The 19,195-nt window shown below is 68.9% G+C and carries 25 protein-coding genes and 1 other RNA gene; 22 read left to right on the top strand and 4 right to left on the bottom strand.

All coding sequences use genetic code 11. The features are described 5' to 3' along the window. Window positions 1-7 precede the first annotated feature (7 nt). From rpsH to KOF26_RS11020, 10 genes are all read left to right on the top strand, one after another. Window positions 8-400 carry a 30S ribosomal protein S8 gene (rpsH, locus tag KOF26_RS11065; protein WP_216324573.1) on the top strand — a complete coding sequence of 131 codons (393 nt, stop codon included), beginning with the start codon at window positions 8-10 and terminating at the stop codon, window positions 398-400. Further along, a complete protein-coding gene (gene rplF, locus KOF26_RS11060) occupies window positions 400-933 on the top strand; it encodes a 50S ribosomal protein L6 (RefSeq protein WP_216324571.1) in 534 nt (177 codons plus the stop codon). Before rpsH ends, rplF begins: the two co-directional genes overlap by 1 nt. Before the next feature lies 1 nt (window position 934). Continuing rightward, window positions 935-1,291, top strand: coding sequence for a 50S ribosomal protein L18 (rplR, locus tag KOF26_RS11055; protein WP_216324569.1), 357 nt, complete (start codon window positions 935-937; stop codon window positions 1,289-1,291). A gap of 3 nt (window positions 1,292-1,294) precedes the next feature. Then, window positions 1,295-2,017 carry a 30S ribosomal protein S5 gene (rpsE, locus tag KOF26_RS11050; protein WP_253201351.1) on the top strand — a complete coding sequence of 241 codons (723 nt, stop codon included), beginning with the start codon at window positions 1,295-1,297 and terminating at the stop codon, window positions 2,015-2,017. 6 nt (window positions 2,018-2,023) lie between these two features. After that, window positions 2,024-2,200 (top strand): 50S ribosomal protein L30, encoded by a 177-nt coding sequence (rpmD, locus tag KOF26_RS11045; RefSeq protein WP_216324566.1) that lies wholly within the window; start codon window positions 2,024-2,026, stop codon window positions 2,198-2,200. 175 nt (window positions 2,201-2,375) lie between these two features. Further along, entirely contained in the window at window positions 2,376-2,900 is a 525-nt protein-coding gene (gene rplO / locus KOF26_RS11040; protein WP_216324563.1) for a 50S ribosomal protein L15, read from the top strand. Window positions 2,901-3,019: 119 nt separating this feature from the next. Beyond that, a complete protein-coding gene (gene secY / locus KOF26_RS11035; RefSeq protein WP_216324560.1) occupies window positions 3,020-4,390 on the top strand; it encodes a preprotein translocase subunit SecY in 1,371 nt (456 codons plus the stop codon). Window positions 4,391-4,435: 45 nt separating this feature from the next. After that, complete coding sequence (locus KOF26_RS11030) at window positions 4,436-5,080, top strand: adenylate kinase (RefSeq protein WP_216324557.1); 645 nt, start codon at window positions 4,436-4,438, stop codon at window positions 5,078-5,080. 56 nt (window positions 5,081-5,136) lie between these two features. Continuing rightward, on the top strand, window positions 5,137-5,745 hold the full coding sequence (locus KOF26_RS17315; protein ID WP_216324554.1) for an acyltransferase: 609 nt from the start codon (window positions 5,137-5,139) through the stop codon (window positions 5,743-5,745). A gap of 39 nt (window positions 5,746-5,784) precedes the next feature. Further along, window positions 5,785-6,999 carry a glycosyltransferase family 4 protein gene (locus tag KOF26_RS11020; protein WP_216324551.1) on the top strand — a complete coding sequence of 405 codons (1,215 nt, stop codon included), beginning with the start codon at window positions 5,785-5,787 and terminating at the stop codon, window positions 6,997-6,999. Here KOF26_RS11020 and KOF26_RS11015 read toward each other — a convergent pair. The 3 genes from KOF26_RS11015 to KOF26_RS11005 all read right to left on the bottom strand — a co-directional run bounded on the left by KOF26_RS11015 (window position 6,972) and on the right by KOF26_RS11005 (window position 9,407). Beyond that, a complete protein-coding gene (locus KOF26_RS11015; RefSeq protein ID WP_216324549.1) occupies window positions 6,972-7,178 on the bottom strand; it encodes a hypothetical protein in 207 nt (68 codons plus the stop codon). The two genes, KOF26_RS11020 and KOF26_RS11015, sit on opposite strands and share 28 nt — an antisense overlap. 252 nt (window positions 7,179-7,430) lie before the next feature. Further along, window positions 7,431-8,336, bottom strand: a complete 906-nt coding sequence (gene rpoH, locus KOF26_RS11010; RefSeq protein WP_216324546.1) for an RNA polymerase sigma factor RpoH — start codon at window positions 8,334-8,336, stop codon at window positions 7,431-7,433. Window positions 8,337-8,450: 114 nt separating this feature from the next. Further along, window positions 8,451-9,407 (bottom strand): RluA family pseudouridine synthase, encoded by a 957-nt coding sequence (locus tag KOF26_RS11005; protein WP_216324543.1) that lies wholly within the window; start codon window positions 9,405-9,407, stop codon window positions 8,451-8,453. Between the two features lie 18 nt (window positions 9,408-9,425). On the opposite strand from KOF26_RS11005, the gene KOF26_RS11000 reads away from it, so the two are divergent. The 12 genes from KOF26_RS11000 to KOF26_RS10945 all read left to right on the top strand — a co-directional run bounded on the left by KOF26_RS11000 (window position 9,426) and on the right by KOF26_RS10945 (window position 18,755). Then, window positions 9,426-9,845 (top strand): M67 family metallopeptidase, encoded by a 420-nt coding sequence (locus KOF26_RS11000; protein WP_216324540.1) that lies wholly within the window; start codon window positions 9,426-9,428, stop codon window positions 9,843-9,845. A 63-nt stretch (window positions 9,846-9,908) separates the two neighbouring features. Continuing rightward, window positions 9,909-10,544, top strand: a complete 636-nt coding sequence (locus tag KOF26_RS10995) for a histidine phosphotransferase family protein (RefSeq protein WP_216324537.1) — start codon at window positions 9,909-9,911, stop codon at window positions 10,542-10,544. Window positions 10,545-10,644: 100 nt separating this feature from the next. After that, entirely contained in the window at window positions 10,645-12,996 is a 2,352-nt protein-coding gene (locus tag KOF26_RS10990; protein WP_216324535.1) for a chemotaxis protein CheA, read from the top strand. Beyond that, window positions 12,993-13,445, top strand: a complete 453-nt coding sequence (locus tag KOF26_RS10985; RefSeq protein ID WP_253201350.1) for a chemotaxis protein CheW — start codon at window positions 12,993-12,995, stop codon at window positions 13,443-13,445. Before KOF26_RS10990 ends, KOF26_RS10985 begins: the two co-directional genes overlap by 4 nt. Before the next feature lie 65 nt (window positions 13,446-13,510). Further along, entirely contained in the window at window positions 13,511-13,876 is a 366-nt protein-coding gene (locus KOF26_RS10980; RefSeq protein WP_216324533.1) for a response regulator, read from the top strand. A gap of 17 nt (window positions 13,877-13,893) precedes the next feature. Continuing rightward, on the top strand, window positions 13,894-15,042 hold the full coding sequence (locus tag KOF26_RS10975) for a chemotaxis protein CheB (RefSeq protein WP_253201349.1): 1,149 nt from the start codon (window positions 13,894-13,896) through the stop codon (window positions 15,040-15,042). After that, window positions 15,039-15,875: a CheR family methyltransferase gene (locus KOF26_RS10970; protein ID WP_216324949.1), complete on the top strand. Its 837-nt coding sequence runs from the start codon at window positions 15,039-15,041 to the stop codon at window positions 15,873-15,875. The genes KOF26_RS10975 and KOF26_RS10970 overlap by 4 nt, the downstream gene beginning before the upstream one ends. Window positions 15,876-16,039: 164 nt before the next feature. Further along, window positions 16,040-16,675: an N-acetylmuramoyl-L-alanine amidase gene (locus tag KOF26_RS10965; protein ID WP_216324917.1), complete on the top strand. Its 636-nt coding sequence runs from the start codon at window positions 16,040-16,042 to the stop codon at window positions 16,673-16,675. 11 nt (window positions 16,676-16,686) lie between these two features. After that, an RNA gene (gene rnpB, locus KOF26_RS10960) (RNase P RNA component class A) lies at window positions 16,687-17,052 on the top strand. A 238-nt stretch (window positions 17,053-17,290) separates the two neighbouring features. Beyond that, on the top strand, window positions 17,291-17,911 hold the full coding sequence (locus KOF26_RS10955; protein ID WP_216324531.1) for a YoaK family protein: 621 nt from the start codon (window positions 17,291-17,293) through the stop codon (window positions 17,909-17,911). Window positions 17,912-17,928: 17 nt separating this feature from the next. Further along, on the top strand, window positions 17,929-18,441 hold the full coding sequence (locus tag KOF26_RS10950) for a J domain-containing protein (RefSeq protein ID WP_253201347.1): 513 nt from the start codon (window positions 17,929-17,931) through the stop codon (window positions 18,439-18,441). After that, complete coding sequence (locus KOF26_RS10945) at window positions 18,438-18,755, top strand: hypothetical protein (RefSeq protein WP_216324526.1); 318 nt, start codon at window positions 18,438-18,440, stop codon at window positions 18,753-18,755. The genes KOF26_RS10950 and KOF26_RS10945 overlap by 4 nt, the downstream gene beginning before the upstream one ends. Here the strand turns inward: KOF26_RS10945 and KOF26_RS10940 are convergent. After that, entirely contained in the window at window positions 18,752-19,168 is a 417-nt protein-coding gene (locus KOF26_RS10940) for a SufE family protein (RefSeq protein ID WP_216324523.1), read from the bottom strand. The genes KOF26_RS10945 and KOF26_RS10940 overlap by 4 nt on opposite strands. Between the last annotated feature and the right edge of the window lie 27 nt (window positions 19,169-19,195).

Genomic DNA, 19,195 nt, shown 5'->3' with positions numbered 1-19,195 from the left:
CTGACAGATGATCAACGACCCCATCGGTGACATGCTCACCCGCATCCGCAACGGCCAGCGCGCGCGCAAGGACTCGGTCCTGTCGCCGGCGTCGAAGCTGCGCGTCCGCGTGCTCGACGTGCTCCAGCGCGAGGGCTATATCCGCGGCTATTCCGAAGAGGCGCTGGGTGACCATCCCGGCATCCGCATCGAGCTGAAGTATTTCGAGGGCCAGCCCGCGATCCAGCACGTCGCGCGCGTCTCCAAGCCGGGCCGCCGCGTCTATTCCGCGTCGAAGGACCTGCCGCGCGTGCGCAACGGCCTCGGCATCACCATCGTCTCCACGCCCCGTGGTGTTCTGTCCGACGCGGAAGCGCGCGACCAGAATGTCGGCGGCGAGGTTCTCGCGGAGGTCTTCTGATGAGCCGCATCGGCAAGAAACCGGTCGCCATTCCGGCCGGCGTCACGGCGAACATCGCCGACGGCACGCTGTCGGTGAAGGGGCCCAAGGGCACCCTGTCCATGCCCCTCGCCGACGAGGTGAGCTATTCGGTCGAGGACGGCAGCATCACGGTGCAGCCGGCCAACGAGACCAAGCGCGCACGCTCCTTCTGGGGCATGCAGCGCACGCTGGTGCAGAACCTGATGACCGGCGTGACCGAGGGCTTTTCCAAGACCCTCCAGATCACCGGCGTCGGCTACCGCGCCGCCGTGCAGGGCAAGAACCTGAAGCTGCAGCTCGGCTACAGCCACGACGTCGATTTCACGATCCCCGAGGGGATCACGATCGCGACGCCGGATCAGGTGACGATCCAGATTTCCGGGTCGGATCGCCAGAAGGTCGGCCAGGTCGCCGCCGAGATCCGCCGCTGGCGCAAGCCGGAGCCCTATAAGGGCAAGGGCATCAAGTATGCGGGCGAGTTCATCTTCCGCAAGGAAGGGAAGAAGAAGTAAGATGGCCAAGCATCTCTCCCTCTTCGACAAGCGCCGCCGCCGCGTGCGGACCGCGCTGCGCGCCCGTGCGGGCGGTCGTCCGCGCCTGTCGGTGCATCGCTCCGGCCGGCACATCTACGCCCAGATCATCGACGATGCGGCGGGCCGTACCGTCGCCTCCGCCTCCTCGCTGGAGAAGGATGCGCGTAGCGTGAGCGGCGCCAACCTCGATGCCGCGAGCGGCGTCGGCAAGCGTCTCGCCGAGCGCGCCGTCGCTGCCGGCGTGAGCGCCGTCGTGTTCGATCGCGGTGGCTTCCTGTTCCATGGTCGCGTCAAGGCGCTGGCCGATGCCGCCCGCGAGGGCGGGCTGGAGTTCTAAAGCATGGCTGACGAAATCGAGAACCAGGCGGCCGTCGCCAGCACCGAGAGCGCGCCCGAGGCCCCCCGCGAGGGTGGTCGTGGTCGTGGCGGCCGTGGCCGTGGCGGCCCCGGCGGCGATCGCGGTGGCCGTGATGGTCGCCGTGACGGCCGTGGCCGTCGCGACGATCGCCGCAACGAGGATGCCGGCGAGGAGCTGGTCGAAAAGCTCGTCCACATCAATCGCGTCTCCAAGACGGTGAAGGGCGGCAAGCGCTTCGGCTTCGCGGCGCTGGTCGTCGTGGGCGACGGCAAGGGCCGCGTCGGCTTCGGCCATGGCAAGGCGCGTGAGGTGCCGGAGGCGATCTCCAAGGCCACCGCGTCCGCCAAGAAGGCGATGGTGCGCGTGCCGCTGAAGGAAGGCCGTACGCTGCATCATGACGGCATGGGCCATTTCGGCGCGGGCCGCGTCTATATGCGCTCGGCCCCGGCCGGTACCGGCATCATCGCGGGTGGCCCGATGCGCGCCATCTTCGAGAGCCTGGGCGTGCATGACGTGGTGACCAAGTCGGTCGGCACCAACAACCCCTACAACATGATCCGCGCCACCTTCGCCGCGCTCACCGACCAGACTTCGCCGAAGTCGGTCGCCCAGCGTCGCGGCAAGAAGATCGCGGATCTGCTCGGCAATGCCGGCCACGCCTCCCGCGCGGAAGCGGCGGCCGAAGCCGAAGCGATCACGGAGTAATTCGCCATGGCGAAGATCAAGCTGACCCAGACCGGCTCGCCGATCCGGCGGACCAAGGACCAGCGTGCGACGCTGATCGGTCTCGGCCTCAACAAGATGCACCGCAGCCGTGAGCTCGAGGATAGCCCCGAGGTTCGCGGCATGATCCGCAAGGTGCAGCATATGGTGAAGGTCGAGGGCTGAGCCCTTCCCCCTTCTGTGCCTACTCCGTTCGCCCTGAGTAGGCATCGAGCTTGTCGACAGGAAACTGAGACAGGCCCGGCCTCTCCTTCAGGGCGGACGGAATTGGGCTGGGGCGGCGCGGTCTGTTGATCGCTACACCCCATCCAGCGCGACAAAAGCGAAAGCGAGTGCAGACATGAAGCTCAACGAAATCACCGACAACAAGGGCGCCCGCAAGGATCGCGTCCGCGTCGGCCGCGGCATCGGCTCCGGCCTGGGCAAGACTGCCGGCCGAGGCCAGAAGGGCCAGAAGAGCCGCGAAGGCGTGTCCATCAAGGGCTTCGAGGGCGGTCAGATGCCGCTCCACATGCGGCTGCCGAAGCGTGGCTTCAACAACCCCTTCGCCAAGGATTATGCCGAGGTGAATCTGGGCCAGCTGCAGAAGCTGATCGAGGCCGGCACGCTCGCGACCGATGGCGTCGTCGATCATGCCGCGCTGAAGGCGGCGGGCGTCGCCCGCGGCGGCAAGCATGGCGTGCGCCTGCTCGCCAAGGGCGCGATCTCGTCGAAGCTGTCGCTGCGCGTGGCCGGTGCCAGCGCCGCTGCCAGGGCGGCGATCGAGGCCGCTGGCGGCTCGGTCGAGGTCATCGAGGTGGTTCCTGCCGCCGAGAAGGCCGCTGCCAAGAAGAACAGCAAGCGCGACGCGAAGAAGGCCGGTTGAGGCCTTTCCCGTCGCTTGGCCGCATCACGCCTTAGACAAGCGGGATTGGCAGACTATATGAAGCGGCGGGGGGCCAACGGGCGCTCCGCCGTTTTCGCTTTTCGGGACTGACACGCATCATGGCATCCGCCGCCGACCAGATGGCCGCCAATCTCAGCTTTGCGAAGTTTTCGCAGGCGACCGACCTCAAGAAACGGCTGTGGTTCACGCTCGGCGCGCTGATCGTGTTCCGGCTGCTCAGCTTCGTGCCGCTGCCGGGCATCGACCCGCGCGCCATGGCCACGCTTTTCGCCACCACCCAGGGTGGCGTGCTCGATTTCTTCAACACCTTCTCTGGCGGCAGCCTGGAGCGGATGAGCCTCATCGCGCTCGGCGTGATGCCCTACATCACCGCCTCGATCGTGGTGCAGCTGGCGAGCTCGCTGAGCCCGCAGCTCGCCGCCATCAAGAAGGAAGGTGAGAGCGGCCGCAAGAAGCTGAACCAATACACCCGCTACGGCACGGTGCTGCTGACGGCGATCCAGGGATGGTTCATCGCCGTCGGCCTCGAGAGCTGGGGCGCGGCGCAGGGCATGTCGGCGGTGGTCGAGCCGGGTCTCGTGTTCCGCGTCACCACCGTGATCACGCTGATCGGCGGCACCATGTTCCTGATGTGGCTGGGCGAGCAGATCACCAGCCGCGGCATCGGCAACGGCGTGTCGCTGATCATCATGGCCGGCATCGTCGCCCATCTGCCGGTGGCGCTTGCCAACCTGTTCGAGGGCGGGCGCACCGGGTCGATGTCGCCGGTGGCGATCATCGGCATGGTGGTACTGGTGCTCGGCCTGATCGGCTTCATCTGCTTCATGGAGCGCGCGCAGCGGCGCGTGCTGATCCAATATCCCAAGCGCCAGACGGCGCGGGGTTTGATGCAGGCGGACAAGAGCCATCTGCCGCTGAAGATCAACACCGCCGGCGTGATTCCGCCGATCTTCGCCTCGTCGCTGCTGCTGATGCCGCTTACGCTGGTGCAATTCGCCGGCCAGCGCGTCGCCGGCGAGAGCCGCTGGGGTGATTTCATCATCACCGTGACGACTTTGCTCCAGCACGGCTCGCCGCTCTACATGGCGCTCTATGCCGGCGGCATCATCTTCTTCTGCTTCTTCTACACCGCCGTGATCTTCAATCCGGAGGAGACGGCGGAGAATCTGAAGAAATATGGCGGCTTCATCCCGGGCATCCGGCCGGGCAAGAACACCGAGACCTATCTCGATTATGTGCTGACCCGCATCACAGTGCTCGGCGCCGCCTATCTGACGGTGATCTGCCTGGTGCCGGAATTCCTGATCTCGCGCCTCGGCATCCCCTTCTATCTGGGTGGCACCAGCCTGCTGATCGTGGTCAACGTGACGATGGATACGGTCACCCAGATCCAGAGCCACTTGCTCGCCCATCAATATGGCGATCTCATCAAGAAGGCGAAGCTGAAGGGCGGCGCGATCCGGCGCTAAGGGCAGCGCCGGCTCGCGATTGGGACAAACAGGGGGAGAACAACCTTGGACATCATCCTGCTCGGACCGCCGGGCGCCGGCAAGGGGACCCAGGCGGCGCGGCTGGAAAAGGCCCGCGGCATGATCCAGCTGTCCACCGGCGACATGCTGCGTGCGGCGGTGAAGGCGGAGACGCCGGTCGGGCTCAAGGTGAAGGCCGTGATGGAGGCGGGAGAGCTCGTCTCCGATGCGATCGTCTCGGCGCTGATCGGCGAGCGGCTGGATCAGGACGCCAGCGGCGGTGCCACGTTCGACGGCTATCCCCGCACCCAGGCCCAGGCCGAAGCGCTCGATCTGCTGCTCGCCGAGCGCGGGCGGAAGCTGGATCACGTCATCGAGCTTGACGTGGACGAGGACGCGCTGGTCGAGCGCATCGTCGGTCGCTTCACCTGCGCCGCATGCGGCACCGGCTATCATGATCGTTTCCACCTGCCGAAGGTCGAGGGCAGGTGCGACGTCTGCGGCAGCCACGAGTTCAAGCGCCGGCCGGACGACAACGCCGAGACGGTGCGCACCCGTATGGCCGAGTACCGCGCCAAGACGGCGCCGATCCTTCCCTATTACGAGGCCCGCGGCCTCGTCTCGCGGGTCGACGGCATGGCCGATATGGATGCAGTGACGGCGGCGATCGCGGCCATTCTGGACGGCTGAGCGCTTCGCTTCTATCTGCCGATCGGGCCGTCGGAGGATGGACAGGGGGTTAGGCGATGATCGGTCTGGTGCGCAGGTTCATCGCCCGGCGAGCGATGCGGACGGGCAAGGGGCGGGGCCTGTGGGTTCGGCTCTGCCGTCCGTCACCGCGTGACTATGCCGAGTATCTGCGCCGGCACGGCGGCTTCCAGTCGATCGGCGAACGTTGCAGCATCCTCAACACCACCGCCTTTCTCGATCCCGCTTATGTGCGGATCGGCAACAACGTCCATTTCGCCGCGTGCACGCTGATCGGCCATGACGGCTCCGTCGGCATGATGGAGGCAGCCTATGGCGTGCGCATCGATGCCGTCGGGAAGATCGACATCCGCGACAATGTCTTCATCGGCCATCAGGCGATCATCATGCCGGGCGTGACGATCGGCCCGGACGCAGTCGTCGCCGCCGGCGCGGTGGTGACGCGTGACGTGCCGCCCGACAGCATCGTCGCCGGCGTCCCGGCACGGCCGATCGGCACCGTCTCCGATCTTCTCGCCCGGCGGCAGGCGGAGGCCGGCGATCTGCCTTGGGCCGCTCTGCTCGCCGAGCGCGGCGACCGCTTCGATCCGGCATTGGAGCGCCGGCTCGTTGCCGCCCGCCGCCGTCATTTCTACCCGGAGGGCTGACGCCTTCTTTGTTTCTCAGGCTTGGGCTAGAAATCCGCCATGGCAACGCAAAGCAAGTCGATCGCCGGTGCGCCCGAGCGGCTCTATCCGTGGCAGCGGCCGGAGCCTGGCGTCACCACGATCGGCATGATCAATCCGTGCTACGGCTCCAGCCACGTCATCTACGGCCTGGATACGCAGCGTTATCGCCACCGCCGGCTCGCCAGCCTGCCGTTGCGGCGGCTGGATCGCGACGGCAGCACCTATCATCGCTTCACGCCGTTCATCCTCGATGCGTCGGTGCCGCTGGTCCACACCTGGAACGCGGTGCCGCTCAATCGCGACTTCGTGGTCTCCTTCGAGCTGGAACTGCCGCGCTATCTCGGCAATCCGAGCGAGGCGCAGATGCGCCGCGGCCTCGGCATTCTGGAGAGCAAGCGCTGCAAGCGGATCCTCGCCCTGAGCGAGTTTGCCCGCGGTTTCGCCGCCCGCACCTTCGAGAAGCATGGCTTCGGCCATCTCACCGACAAGATGGACGTGTTTCGCGGCGCCATTCCCGACGTCTACGCTCCTGGCACGAGCCGCCAGCCGGGTGGGATTCGCACCCCCTTCGCGGAAAAGCCGCTGAGCGCGGTCGTGCTCGGTACCCAATTGTTCCACAAGGGCGCGATGCACGCCATCCGCGCGTTCGATCGGCTGCGCGCGCAGGGCATGAACCTGACGTTGACGCTGATCGGTGATTTCGAGACCAGCAGCCACACTTTCGCCAATGCGCTTCCCGATGCCGGGATTTGGCGCGCCGAGGCCCGCAAGCGCGACTGGATCCGCTTCACCGGGCCGATCCCTTACGCGCAGGTGTTCCCGGAACTGCTCGCCCACGACATCACCATCTACACCTCGCTTGACGAGAGTCTCGGCTGGCTGCCGATCGAGGCGGCGATGCTCGGCGTGCCGGTGCTCGGCACGCGGCTATGCGCGCTGCCGGAGCTGATCGCCCATCGGGAGACGGGCTGGCTCGTCGACCTGCCGCTCCGCGCCGATGGCCGCTGGGCCGGCATGGAGCAGCCCGGCGCCGCCCGTGTCGCCGCCGTCGAGGATGCCAATGCCCGCATCGAGGCCGGCATCGCCGACTGCATAACCGCGATCTACGACGACCCCTCCCTGCTCGAGCGCTGGGGTGCGGAGGGGCATCGGCGGATGACCGCGCTCTATGGCATGGCCCAGGCGTCGCAGGCGCTGGAGCGCATCTACGATCGCGCGCTCGGGCTGGCCTGATCGGGACGTCCGCCGAACAGGCCCGACGGATACCAGCTGCGCGTCGCCAGCGTCCGCATGATCGAGATGCCGCAATAACGGCAGATGCCGCGCGTCACGCCGCTGGCGTCGGCTGGCGGCCGTCCGCGCGGCTTGTGCCGCCCCGCCGCGCAATCGCTGGGAATGATGTCGACGCCCATCGCGCAACCCTTTCCGCCCCCAAGTCGGGGCGGCGGTGCGCCCGGCTTGTAACCGCTGGATTACGATTTGTTGCAAAGGCGAAAAGAGCGCGCATTTCGTCGCTTTTCTGTGGGCGTCGGGCGACGAGGCCCCCCCACGTTAATCCGCTCCCGGACACGAAATTCCCGCCGGGCGGGCACGGGGCGTCGGATACAAAAAAAGGCCGGCCCGCTCCTTTGGGAACGGGCCGGCCTGTCAACCTGTCAGGCGCTTCAGGCCGGTTGCGGCAGCAGCCCCTTGCCGCCGGCGAGCTTCATCATCGCCTTTTGCAGCTTGTCGAACGCCCGCACCTCGATCTGACGGACGCGTTCGCGGCTGACGCCATAGACCTGGGAAAGTTCTTCCAGCGTCTTCGGGTCGTCCGTCAGGCGCCGCTCGGTGAGGATATGCTTCTCGCGGTCGTTGAGCGCGTCCATGCCCTCGACGAGAAGGCCGTGCCGGACATGGCGCTCCTCGGTCTCGGCGAGACGCTCGTCCTGCAGCGGGTCCTCGTCGACCAGCCAGTCCTGCCACTGGGCCTCGCCGTCCTCGCGCACGGCCGAGTTGAGCGACGTGTCGCCGCCATGGCCCATGCGCCGGTTCATCGAGGTCACCTCATCCTCGGTGACGCCGAGATCCTTCGCGATCTTGGCGACATGCTCCGGCCGGAGATCGCCTTCCTCGAAGGCGTCCAGCTTGGATTTCATGCGGCGGAGGTTGAAGAACAGCTTCTTCTGTGCGGCGGTGGTGCCCATCTTCACCAGGCTCCACGAGCGCAGGATATATTCCTGGATCGAGGCGCGAATCCACCACATCGCATAGGTCGCCAGCCTGAAGCCGCGATCGGCCTCGAACTTCTTCACGCCCTGCATCAGGCCGATATTGCCCTCGGAGATCAGCTCCGACACGGGCAGGCCATAGCCGCGATAGCCCATCGCGATCTTCGCCACGAGGCGCAGATGCGAGGTGACGAGGCGGGCTGCCGCGTCCGGATCGCCATGATCCTGGAAACGCTTGGCCAGCATATATTCCTCCTCCGGCTGGAGGAGGGGGAATTTGCGGATCTCGGCGAGGTAGCGGTTGAGGCTCTGCTCGCCGCCGAGTGCGGGGATCGTCGCCGGGACGTTGCCGCTTGCCATGATCTTTTGCTCCCTCATGCTCTGGCCGGTCCTTTGCCACCGGCCATGTCCGTTGCGCCAACGCATTGCTTCGTTGGCTCTGATCGAAAGTCTCGCGACGAGTCTGCCCGCCGCTTATAGACGAAGCGCTCCGATCACGCCCTGCATGTCCGCAGGAATAACGCTTTCAAAGGCCAAAGTTGCACTTGTCACCGGATGTACGAAGCCGAGATGTGCCGCGTGCAAGGCCTGCCGGGCAAAGCCCAGCCGGGCCAGCGTGGCGGTGATCGGAGGACGCAGTCTTCCATAGGTCGGATCCCCTAATAGGGGATGGCCGATTGACGTCATATGAACGCGAACCTGATGGGTCCGCCCGGTCTCCAGCCGGCACTCGACCAGCGACGCGCCGGCCAGCGGCTCGACCAGCCGATAATGGGTCACGGCGCGCCGGCCGCGGTCGGCGGAGACGATCGCGATCTTTTGCCGGTTGGTCGCCGATCGGGCGAGCGCGGCGTCGACCGTGCCCGAGGTCGGGTTGGGCAGGCCTGCGACGATCGCCCGGTAGCGCCGGTCGATCGAGTGGCGCTTGAACTGGGCGGCAAGGCCCTCATGCGCCTTGTCGTGCTTGGCCGCGACGATCAGCCCCGAGGTGTCCTTGTCGATGCGGTGGACGATGCCGGGCCGCTCCACCCCGCCGATTCCGGACAAGGTGCCGCGGCAATGGTGAAGCAGCGCATTGACCAGCGTCCCGTCGAAATTGCCGGCCGCCGGATGGACCACGAGGCCGGCCGGCTTGTCGACGACGATCAGATGCTCGTCCTCGAACACGATCGCGAGCGGGATGTCCTGCGCCACATTATGCGCCGGCTTCGGCGCCGGCACCGCCACCGCGAAGGTGGCGCCGGCGATGGTCTTCTCCGCGGGGTCGCGGCGCGGAACGCCGGCCGCGTCGCTGACATGGCCGGCCGAGATCAACGTCTTCAACCGCTCGCGCGAGAGTGCAGGGAGCGCATGGGCCAGCGCGCGATCGAGCCGCCAGCCGGACGCCTCCCCGGAAATCGTCACCGATTCGATCGACACCCCCGTGTTCATCGCCTACGCGATGTGGGGATGGGGACGGCGATTTCAAGGTCGCTCGCAGGAGCGTTGATGGCCCGTGCGGCGGCCTCTCCGGGACGCGAGGTCTGCGGCCTGCTGCTCGGAGGGCCGGGGCGGATCGTCTCCACCATGCCCGCTGCCAACCTCGCGGCCGATCCGGCCGACAGTTTCGAACTCGACCCCGCCGTCCACATCGCCGCGATCCGCGCGGCGCGGGCCGGGGGACCGGCGGTAATCGGCCATTATCACTCCCATCCGAATGGCGTCGCCCGCCCGTCGCCGCGCGATGCGGCGCTGGCATTCGACCCGCTCGCGCTGTGGATGATCGTTACGGATGCAGATATAACGCTGTGGCGGATCCGGCGCGGCGCTGGTTTTGTGCCCGAAACGCTGCGGATCGAGGACGGTGGCGGTTGCGAAATTGATGCATAATCGTCACAAGGGCCGCCCTGACCCGGGTCGCGCGCAAAGGGAGCGGGACGCGAAGGAGTGCCGATGACCCAAGACGCCGTCGATTTCGCCAGCCTTCTTTGTTCGCGTCTCTGCCATGATCTGCTGTCGCCGGTCGGCGCGCTCAACAACGGGCTGGAGCTGCTTGCGGACGAGAATGATCCCGAGATGCGCGCCCGCGTGCTGGAGCTGCTCGGCGAGAGCGCGCGCGCGTCCGCGGCCAAGCTGAAATTCTTCCGCCTCGCCTTCGGCGCCGCTGGCGGCTTCGGCGATCTCGTCGATGCGCGCGAGGCTAAGGCCGCAATCGAGGGCTTGCTTGGCGACAACAAGCGCATCGAGCTCGGCTGGATGGTCGGCGAGCCGGCGCTGCCCAAGGGCGCCCTGAAGATCCTGCTCAATCTCGCCCTGATCGCCTGCGACGCGCTGGTCCGCGGCGGCCGCCTCGATATCGGCGCGGAAGGGCCGGAGATCGTCGTTCGCGCCGAAGGGCCGCGTCTGGTCCTCGACCCGGAGCTGCGCGAGGCGCTGCTCGGCAATACCGACCGCGCTTCGCTCACCCCGCGCGCCGCGGCGGCATGGCTCACCCATGCACTTGCCGGCCAGCAGGGCGGCCGCATCCTGGTGTCGGAGCCCGATGAGGGGGTGCTGATGTTCGGCGCCTCGATTCCCCGCATCTCCTGAGCTTCTCTTCCCCCGCGGCGTGCCGGGGGAGAAATGCTCCTAACCTTAAATTTACCCTGGCCGTCGATACCGGGCCCGTCACAGCGGGGGCCGGCTGCCAATGGACGAATTGCTGGGCGAGTTCATCGCCGAGACCCGCGAGACGCTCGGGCCGCTCGTTGGCGAGGTCGTGGCATGGGAGGCCGCACCGGGCGATCGCGCCCGGCTCGATGCGATCTTCCGCTTCGTACATACCGTCAAGGGAAGCTGCGGCTTCCTCGATCTGCCCCGCCTCGAACGGCTGAGCCACGCCGCCGAGGGCGCGCTGGCGGAGGTTCGCGAGGGCCGGCGCACGCCTGACGGGGTGCTCGTCTCGGCGGTGCTCGCGATTATCGATCGCATCGGCGAGATGGTGGAGGCGCTCGATGCCGGCGAAGCCTTTCCGGAAGGCGGCGACGATGCGCTGATCCTCGCCCTGGAGCCGGGGCAGGATCACCCCGTGTCCACCGCCCACGCCCACGCCCACGCCCCCGCGCCGGCCGCCGCGCCGGCGCCGGCCGTCGCGCGCGCCGCCGCGCGCAGCATCCGCCTGCCGGTCGATCTGCTTGATCGCATGATGGGCGGCGTTTCCGATCTCGTCCTCGCCCGCAACGAGCTGTCGCGCCGGCTGCGCGACGCCGGCCACGCCGGTCATGTCGATGCCGCGTTCGAGCGGCTGTCCGGCTGCATCGCCGAAATGCGCGAGGCGATCACCCGCACGCGCATGCAGCGCATCGAGAATCTGTTCAGCGCGCTGCCGCGGATGGTCCGCGATCTCGGCCACGAGCTGGGCAAGCCCGTCTCGCTCCTCGTCGAAGGCGAGGATGTCGAACTGGACCGCGAGATGATCGAGATGATCCGCGATCCGCTCACCCACATCGTCCGCAACGCCGTCGACCACGGGCTGGAAAGCGCCGAGGAGCGGGCGCGGGCGGGCAAGCCGGCCACCGGCGCGCTGCGCGTCACCGCGCGGCAGGCCGGCAACCAGATCCTCATCGACATCGCCGATGACGGGCGCGGCGTCGACAGCGACCGGCTGGTCGCCAAGGCGGTCGCTGCCGGCATCCTCACCGTCGCCGAGGCGCAGGCGCTGCCCGAGGCGCGCAAGCTTTCCCTGATGTTCGAGCCGGGCCTGTCCACCGCCAGCGCCGTCACTGCCATATCCGGGCGCGGGGTTGGCATGGATATCGTACGCGCCAATATCGAGCGGATCGGGGGCGTCGTCGAACTCGCCAGCCGGCCGCGCGTCGGCACCCGCCTGACGCTGCGCGTGCCGCTGACGCTAACCATCATCCCCGCGCTCACCATCACCGCCGGCGGCCAGGATTTCGCGCTGCCGCGCGCTGCCATCGACGAGATCGTCCGCGTCTCTCCCAAGGGCGCGCGGCTGGAGCATGTCGGCGACGCCACGGTTGCGGTGATCCGCGATCGTCGCCTGCCGGTGCTGGCGCTGGGCGAGGTGCTCGGGCTCGGCGGCGGCGACGGCGGTCATCCCTCGACGCTGGTGGTGCTGCGGCCGTCCGGCGGCCAGCCCTTCGCGCTCGGCGTCGACATGGTCCATGATCATGAGGAGCTGGTGATCAAGCCCGCCGCACCGGCGGTGATGGCCACCGGCCTCTATGCCGGCACGACCTTGCCGGACAGCGGCCGGCCGATGCTGCTGCTCGATCCGGGCGGCATCGCCGCGGTCGGCGGCGTCGCGCTGGATATCGGCGCGGTTGCCGCGCCGGTCGCCGAGGGCCCGGTGGAGGAGACCATCCGCACCCTGTTGTTCCGCGATCTCGACGGCGCCGACCGCGCCGTCCGCCTCGGCATGGTCGAGCGGATCGAGGATGTGCCGGGTGACGCCGTGCGCCTGTCGGGCGGCCGCGTCCGCCTCGCCCATAAGGGCCGCATCATCCCGGTGCTCGGCCGCGACGTGCCGACCGACGGCCGCAAGCTGCGCGTGCTGATGATGAGCGATGGCGCCGCCGAGCTGGCCTATGCGATCGCCGAGGTTACCGACATCGTCCATCTCGGCCGCGACATCGTGCCGACGGCGCTGCCCGGTCCGGTGGCCGGCGTGGTGCTGGTCGATGGGCGGCAGGTGGAGCTGCTCGATCCGCATTGGCTGTTCGCGACCGTCCTCGATGCGCGCGCGCCTGCCGAGCGGCCGCTGTGCCTGCTGCTCGACGGCGCCGATCGCTGGACGCGCGAGGTGCTGCGCCCGCTCGTCGAGAGCGCCGGCTATCGCGTCGCGCTGGAAGGGGAGGCCGATCCGGCCGAGGCGCGCGTAATCATCGCCGGCAGCGAGCGCGCCGCCCCCGATGGTCTGCCCGCCCCGGTGGTGCGCTTGCGCGAGCATCCCGAGCGCCACGGTGCCGATGATCGCACCATCTACCGCTATGACCGGGAAGGGTTGATGGCGGCGCTGCGCGCGGGGACAGGCGCATGATCGAGACGATGGACCAGCTTTACCTGATCGCGCGGGTCGCCGGCCAGCGCGTCGCCTTCCCTTCCGCCGAGATCGATTCGGTGGTCGAGATCGAGGCGATCACCCCGGTGCCGCGCGGGCCTCGCCATATCGCGGGCCTCGCCGCGCTGCGCAGCCGGGTGCTGACGGTGATCTCAGCGGAGGCCGCGCTCGGCCTCGATGCGCCGCCGCCCGATCCCGCCACCGTGCATCACGCCGCAGTCGTCACCTGCGAGGGCCATCTCTACGGCGTGATCGTCGAGGAGGTGGAAGATGTCGTCACCATCTCCGGCGCGGTGCAGCCGCTGCGGTCCGGCTTCGGCTCGGGCTGGGCGCGGGTCGCCCTCGGCATGATGGAGTATGAGGGCGAGGCGCTGCTGCTGCTCGGCACGGCGGCGCTGGTCGCGGGGCCGCTCGCCAGTGCCGCGTGACATTAACATCGTCGTTACATCGTGAGGCTAAGGCACGGGTTGCGTGCAATCGGGGAAGCATTGGGATGAAGACCTGTCTGGTGGTGGACGACTCCAAGGTGATCCGGAAGGTCGCCCGCCATATCCTCGAGACACTGGACTTCTCGGTCGCCGAGGCCGGCGACGGCAAGGAAGCACTGGTCTATTGCGAGGCGACGCCGCCCGACGTGGTGCTGCTCGACTGGAACATGCCGGTGATGAGCGGCATGGAATTCCTCCGTGCGCTGGGCGAGGCGGAGCTGTCGCGGCGCCCGAAAGTGGTGTTCTGCACGACCGAGAACGGCATCGGCCATATCCGCGCCGCGATCGAGGCGGGGGCTGACGAATATGTCATGAAGCCGTTCGACCGCGAGACGCTGTACAGCAAGCTCCAGATCGTCGGCCTGGCCTGACAGCGGCAGCCCCCGGCATGACGGCCCAGCCCGCTCCATCTGGCTTCAGCGCCGCCACCGGCCCGGCGCCCCGACCGATCCGGTTGATGCTGGTCGACGATTCGGTCGTCGCCCGCTCGATCTTCCAGCGCATGCTGGAGCCGCATGCCGCCTTCGAGGTGGTTGCCGTCGCCCATACGGCCGACCAGGCGCTCGAGAAGCTGGCGACGATCGGCGTCGACATCATCCTGCTCGACGTTGACATGCCCGGAACCGACGGCCTCACCGCGCTGCCCCGCCTGATCGAGGCGAGCGGCGCGCGTGTGCTCGTCATCTCCTCCTCCTGCGATGTCGGCGGCGCCGCGGCGGTGCGGGCGATGACGCTCGGCGCGGCCGATACCTTGCCCAAGCCCGGCGCGGGCAGTTTCGGCGGGCGCTTCGCCGATGTGCTGGCCGAGACGCTGCTGCGCATCGGCCACGCGCCCAATCCGGCGCTGCCCGATACGGTTGCCATCCGTGTCGAGCCACTGGCCCCGGTCCAGCGGCCGCTGCCCTTGCGGCCGCCGGTGGCCGGCCCGATCGGCTGCATCGCCATCGGCGCCTCGACCGGCGGCCTCCACGCGCTGTCCGCCTTCTTCCGCGCGCTGCCGCTGGAAGTGGCGGTGCCGATCCTCATCACCCAGCATCTGCCGGCGTCGTTCATGCCCTATTTCGCCACGCAGATCGCGGACATCGCCGGCCGCCCGGCGCGCGTCGCCGCCGACGGTGATCGGCTGGATGGGGGGATGATGCTGATCGCGCCCGGCGACGCCCATCTCGGCCTGATGCGCAGCGGCGTGGTCGTGCGTGTCGTCCTCGATCGCGCGCCGGCGGCGTCCGGTTGCCTGCCGTCGGTCGATCCGATGTTCGACGCGGTCGCCGCCACCTATGGCCCCGGCGGGGTCGGCGTGGTGCTGAGCGGCATGGGCCGTGACGGCGCGCTCGCCGCCCCGCGGCTGTGCGAGGCAGGCGGCGAGGTGCTGGCGCAGGACATGGCGACATCGGCGGTATGGGGCATGCCCGGTGCCGTCGCTGTCGCCGGAGACACCGCCGGCGTGATGGAGCCGGCGGCGATCGCGCGGCGCATCGCCCGCCGCCATGCCGCGGCTCATCGCGTGCCGCTGCGGGACGCCGTCCAGTGGAGGTGAGCGACGGCGCCACCCGCGTGCTCGCCGGCCTGCTCGAAGCGCGCACCGGCCAACAGCTGCAGGTCGGGCGACGCTGGCGGCTGGAGACGGGCCTGGCGCCGCTGTTGCGCAGCCACGGCTATGCCTCTGCCGATGCGCTGGTGTCCCACATCCAGGCCGGCCATGATCACGCGCTTGCCGATGCGGTGGTCGACGCGCTGCTCAACAACGAGACTTCCTTCTATCGCGATCAGGCGTCCTTCGCCCTGCTCAAGGACAAGGGGCTCGCCCGGTTGCAGCGCGAGCGCGGGGCGGGCCGCCGCCTCGCCATCTGGTGTGCCGGCTGCTCCACCGGGCAGGAAGCCTATACGCTGGCGATGATGTTCGCTGACGAGCCGGCGCGGTGGGAGGGGTGGACGATCGACATCGTCGCCACCGATGTGTCGCGCGGCGCCATCGAGGCGGCGCGCGCCGGGCGCTACAGCCATTTCGAGATCCAGCGCGGGCTGCCCATGGCCAAGATGGTGCGCTGGTTCGACAAGGAGGAGGATGTCTGGGTGGCCGCGCCGGCGCTGCGCCAGGCGGTCCGCTTCCAGCAGCGCAGCCTGCTCGACGCCGCACCCCATCCGGGCCGCTTCGACGCGATCCTGTGCCGCAACGTGCTGCTCTATTTCTCGTCGTCGCTCAGGCGGCAGGTGTTCGGCCGGCTGGCCAGCGTGATCGCGCCGGACGGCGTGCTGATGCTCGGCGCCGGCGAGACCGTCATCGGCAACACCGAGGTGTTCGTCTCCGACTTCGAATGCCGCGGCCTCTACCGGCCGATCCTTCCCGAGGATGCGTGGCGCGCGGCGTGACCGGCGGACCGGCCCGGCCGATCGATTTTGCCTCGCTTGCCGCAAGCGCGTAGGAGGGGCGCCGCCGGGCCTTCACCGCCCCGGCTCGAGGGGGAGCTGCCCGCGTGATCGACGCGATCGAATGTCCGTCGCCCAATTTCAACGAGCGCGAGCTGCCGGTGTCGATGCTGGTGCTCCACTATACGGGGATGGAGGACGCCGCGTCGGCCATTACCCGGCTCACCGATCCGGAGGCGCAGGTGTCGTGCCACTGGCTGGTCGCCGAGGATGGGCAGGTAGTGCGCATGGTCGACGAGGCGAAGCGCGCCTGGCATGCCGGCAAGGCGCGGTGGCGCGGCATCACCGACGTCAACTCGGCCTCGGTCGGCATCGAGATCGTCAATCCCGGGCATGAATGGGGCTATCGGCCGTTTCCCGAGGCGCAGATGTCGGCGCTGATCCCGCTCGTCGCCGAAATCGTCGCGCGGCATCATATCAGGCCGGCCAATGTCGTCGGCCATTCCGATGTCGCCCCGGCGCGCAAGCTCGATCCGGGCGAGCTGTTCGACTGGGAGGCGCTGGCCCGGCTGAAGCTCGCCTTGCCGCGGCCCGCGCGCAGCCTCTCCGATCCGCACTGGACGGACCCGGGCTTCCTGCTCGCTCTGGAACGCTTCGGCTATGACGTGTCGGACGGGCCGGCGGCGGTGCGGGCGTTTCAGCGCCGCTTCCGCCCCGATCGCATCGACGGGGTGATCGACGGCCAGACCCGCGCCATCCTGCTGTCGCTGCTGCTTGACCCGTTGTGCACTGCTGCCGCATAGGGCGGCCCGCGCCAGAGGATCGGGCGGCCGCGGCCCCGGCAACGGGGGCGAGGAAAGTCCGGGCTCCACGGAAGCACGGTGCCGGGTAACGCCCGGCGGGGGCGACCCCAGGGACAGTGCCACAGAAAACAGACCGCCTGGCCTTCGGGCCGGCAAGGGCGAAACGGTGCGGTAAGAGCGCACCGCGGACCCGGTAACGGGAACGGCACGGCAAACCCCACCGGGAGCAAGACCGAATAGGGATGGCATATGGCCCGTTTCCGGCCCGCCGTCCGGGTTGGTTGCATGAGGCGGCGCGCGAGCGTCGCCCTAGAGGAATGGTCGCCCATCCGGCTTCGGCCGGTGGACAGAACCCGGCTTACAGATCCTCTGGCGCGTTGATCCACGTGGCGGCCGGCAACCCCGGCGCGCCCGGGGCTCCTCATCCTGAACTCCGTTGATCGGCTGCCCCCGCCACGGGCTCCGGGCAGGTGCCTGGTGAAGCTCAACCGAGTTCAGCAAGCCGACTGAATGGCATGGCGAAAGGGGGAGGGGCGGGGCGGCCGATCCCTTTTCCGCGCTGCGCCTTTCCGCAAAGGCTCGACTTCCGCCGTCGCGATCCTTACTTCGCACGCCGTGGATAAAGGTCGCGATCATCCCGCCGCCGCCGTCTTGCTGGCCGCTGTCGCCGGTTGCGCGGATGCCATCGGCTTTCTCAGCCTCGACGGGCTGTTCCTGTCGTTCATGACCGGTAACGTCACCCGCGCCGGCATCGCCGCGCAGGCGCATTACTGGAACGTGGCGGGGCTCGCGATCGGCATCGTCTTCCTGTTCGTCGGCGGCGTCGCCGCCGGCACGCTGGTCGGCCTGCGCATGCGGCGTGGCCGGGCGGGGCTGCTGTTGCTGATGGCCGCCGTGCTGATCGCGGCTTCGGCCTGGCTGGCGATGCGCACCGACCGCATCGGCGTGCCGACGCTGGTGATGGCCGTCGGCCTGCTCAACACCGTGTTTCCCGGCGTCGGCGTCACCTATCTTACCGGCACGCTGGTGCGTGTCGGCGAGGCGATCGGCGGCGATCCGATGCGGCGCGGCGGCGTCGGGCCTGAGATCGCGCTGTGCGTCGCCTTCGCCTGCGGGGTGCTGGCCGGCGCGATGTGGTGGCCGGTTTATGGCGCGCTGTTGCTGTGGGCGCTGGCGGGCGTGCTGGCGCTGGCCGCGCTCGCCCATCTCCTCGTGCCCGGCTTGCGATCTTCATGAGGCGCAGCGGCCGATCGATGGACTGGGGTTTCCCGCGCTGGCGCGGCTATGGCAGCGAGCGCGGCGCGACCCGCGTGCGGCTGTGCGATCGCGAGGGTTGTGACGCGCCCGGCGATCGCCCGGCGCCGAAATCGCCCAACAGCCCGGAACGCTGGTGGTTCTGCGAGGAGCATGCCGCCGAATATAACCGCAACTGGAATTACTTCGAAGGCCTGTCCGCGGAGGAGGCCGCCCAGCGCGAGGGCGAGGAGCGGCGCTCCGCCTCCGGCTATGCGGAGGCCTCGCATTACAGCTGGGGGGGGCCGGGCGATGGTCGCCGCAGCCGCGACGAGATGCGCGCACTGGAGGAGCTGGAATTGGAGGCGGACGCCGATTTCGAGGCGATCCGCGCCGCCTGGCGCCGCCTTGCCAAGGTCAACCACCCGGATGTGAGGCCCGGCGATCCGGTCGCCGCCGATCGCTTCCGCCGCATCCAGGCGGCGTGGGACGTGCTGCGCTCTGCCGAGGAACGGCGCGGCAGCGTGGCATGAGCCGCGATCACGTCACCGCCAATTGGTCGACGGCGGTGATGGTCTGCGGCAAATGCTCGAAGCGGCAGGGCGGCGGCTTCGGCCCCAAGGGCAAGACCGGCCTGTTGAAGGCGCTTCGCCGCCTGGTGCCGAAGGCGCGCGGCCGCAAGGCGGCGTTCGGCCTGATCGAGATGCGCTGCCAGAAGATTTGCCCGAGACACGCCGTGCTGGTCGTCGACGGCCGCCGCCCGGCCGACTGGCTGCTCGTCCGCCCGGGCACGCCGGTGGCGGAGGTGGCGGCGCGGCTGGGCCTGACGACGGAGCGCCCAGACTAGCCTGCCAGCCGCCCGGCCGTGGCGCGGATCAGCGCAATCATGTTGGGAATGCCCTGGGTGCGATTCGAGCTGAGCTGGTTGCGCAGGTCGAACGGGGCCAGCGCGCCCTCGATATCAGTGGCGGCAATCTGCGCGGGGGTGCGATCCTGCACGGTCATCAGGACCAGCGCGATGATCCCCTTGGTGATCGCGGCGTTCGAGTCGGCGAGGAAATGGAGCCGCCCGTCCTCGCGCCTCGTCGGATAGACCCACACCGCCGCCGAGCAGCCGCGCACCAGCGTGGCGTCGGTCTTGAGCGGGTCGGGCATGGGCTCCAGCGCGCGGCCGAGGTCGATCAGCAGGCGGTAGCGATCGTCGGCGTCGAGCAGCGCATAATCGTCATGAAGGTCGTCGAGATTGGTGGGCGTCGTCATGGGCCGGCGCCGTACTGCGCGTGAGCC

This window comes from Sphingomonas quercus (assembly GCF_018863195.1).
In the GTDB taxonomy this organism is placed as follows: Bacteria; Pseudomonadota; Alphaproteobacteria; order Sphingomonadales; family Sphingomonadaceae; genus Solisphingomonas; species Solisphingomonas quercus.
This window is presented reverse-complemented; position numbering and strand designations above follow the sequence as displayed.

Excerpts from the sequence above, each read along its gene's own strand:
- KOF26_RS10995 (WP_216324537.1), top strand. The coding sequence starts at position 9,909 with ATGACCCAAGACGCCGTCGATTTCGCCAGCCTTCTTTGTTCGCGTCTC.
- KOF26_RS10965 (WP_216324917.1), top strand. The coding sequence starts at position 16,040 with ATGCTGGTGCTCCACTATACGGGGATGGAGGACGCCGCGTCGGCCATT.
- rplR (WP_216324569.1), top strand. The coding sequence starts at position 935 with ATGGCCAAGCATCTCTCCCTCTTCGACAAGCGCCGCCGCCGCGTGCGG.
- rpmD (WP_216324566.1), top strand. The coding sequence starts at position 2,024 with ATGGCGAAGATCAAGCTGACCCAGACCGGCTCGCCGATCCGGCGGACC.
- KOF26_RS10950 (WP_253201347.1), top strand. The coding sequence starts at position 17,929 with ATGGACTGGGGTTTCCCGCGCTGGCGCGGCTATGGCAGCGAGCGCGGC.
- rpoH (WP_216324546.1), bottom strand. The coding sequence starts at position 8,336 with ATGGCAAGCGGCAACGTCCCGGCGACGATCCCCGCACTCGGCGGCGAG.
- rpsE (WP_253201351.1), top strand. The coding sequence starts at position 1,295 with ATGGCTGACGAAATCGAGAACCAGGCGGCCGTCGCCAGCACCGAGAGC.
- KOF26_RS11000 (WP_216324540.1), top strand. The coding sequence starts at position 9,426 with ATGGGGACGGCGATTTCAAGGTCGCTCGCAGGAGCGTTGATGGCCCGT.
- KOF26_RS10975 (WP_253201349.1), top strand. The coding sequence starts at position 13,894 with ATGACGGCCCAGCCCGCTCCATCTGGCTTCAGCGCCGCCACCGGCCCG.
- KOF26_RS10945 (WP_216324526.1), top strand. The coding sequence starts at position 18,438 with ATGAGCCGCGATCACGTCACCGCCAATTGGTCGACGGCGGTGATGGTC.
- rplO (WP_216324563.1), top strand. The coding sequence starts at position 2,376 with ATGAAGCTCAACGAAATCACCGACAACAAGGGCGCCCGCAAGGATCGC.
- KOF26_RS17315 (WP_216324554.1), top strand. The coding sequence starts at position 5,137 with ATGATCGGTCTGGTGCGCAGGTTCATCGCCCGGCGAGCGATGCGGACG.
- KOF26_RS10985 (WP_253201350.1), top strand. The coding sequence starts at position 12,993 with ATGATCGAGACGATGGACCAGCTTTACCTGATCGCGCGGGTCGCCGGC.
- rplF (WP_216324571.1), top strand. The coding sequence starts at position 400 with ATGAGCCGCATCGGCAAGAAACCGGTCGCCATTCCGGCCGGCGTCACG.
- KOF26_RS11015 (WP_216324549.1), bottom strand. The coding sequence starts at position 7,178 with ATGGGCGTCGACATCATTCCCAGCGATTGCGCGGCGGGGCGGCACAAG.
- KOF26_RS10980 (WP_216324533.1), top strand. The coding sequence starts at position 13,511 with ATGAAGACCTGTCTGGTGGTGGACGACTCCAAGGTGATCCGGAAGGTC.
- secY (WP_216324560.1), top strand. The coding sequence starts at position 3,020 with ATGGCATCCGCCGCCGACCAGATGGCCGCCAATCTCAGCTTTGCGAAG.
- KOF26_RS10990 (WP_216324535.1), top strand. The coding sequence starts at position 10,645 with ATGGACGAATTGCTGGGCGAGTTCATCGCCGAGACCCGCGAGACGCTC.
- rpsH (WP_216324573.1), top strand. The coding sequence starts at position 8 with ATGATCAACGACCCCATCGGTGACATGCTCACCCGCATCCGCAACGGC.
- KOF26_RS10940 (WP_216324523.1), bottom strand. The coding sequence starts at position 19,168 with ATGACGACGCCCACCAATCTCGACGACCTTCATGACGATTATGCGCTG.
- KOF26_RS11020 (WP_216324551.1), top strand. The coding sequence starts at position 5,785 with ATGGCAACGCAAAGCAAGTCGATCGCCGGTGCGCCCGAGCGGCTCTAT.
- KOF26_RS11005 (WP_216324543.1), bottom strand. The coding sequence starts at position 9,407 with ATGAACACGGGGGTGTCGATCGAATCGGTGACGATTTCCGGGGAGGCG.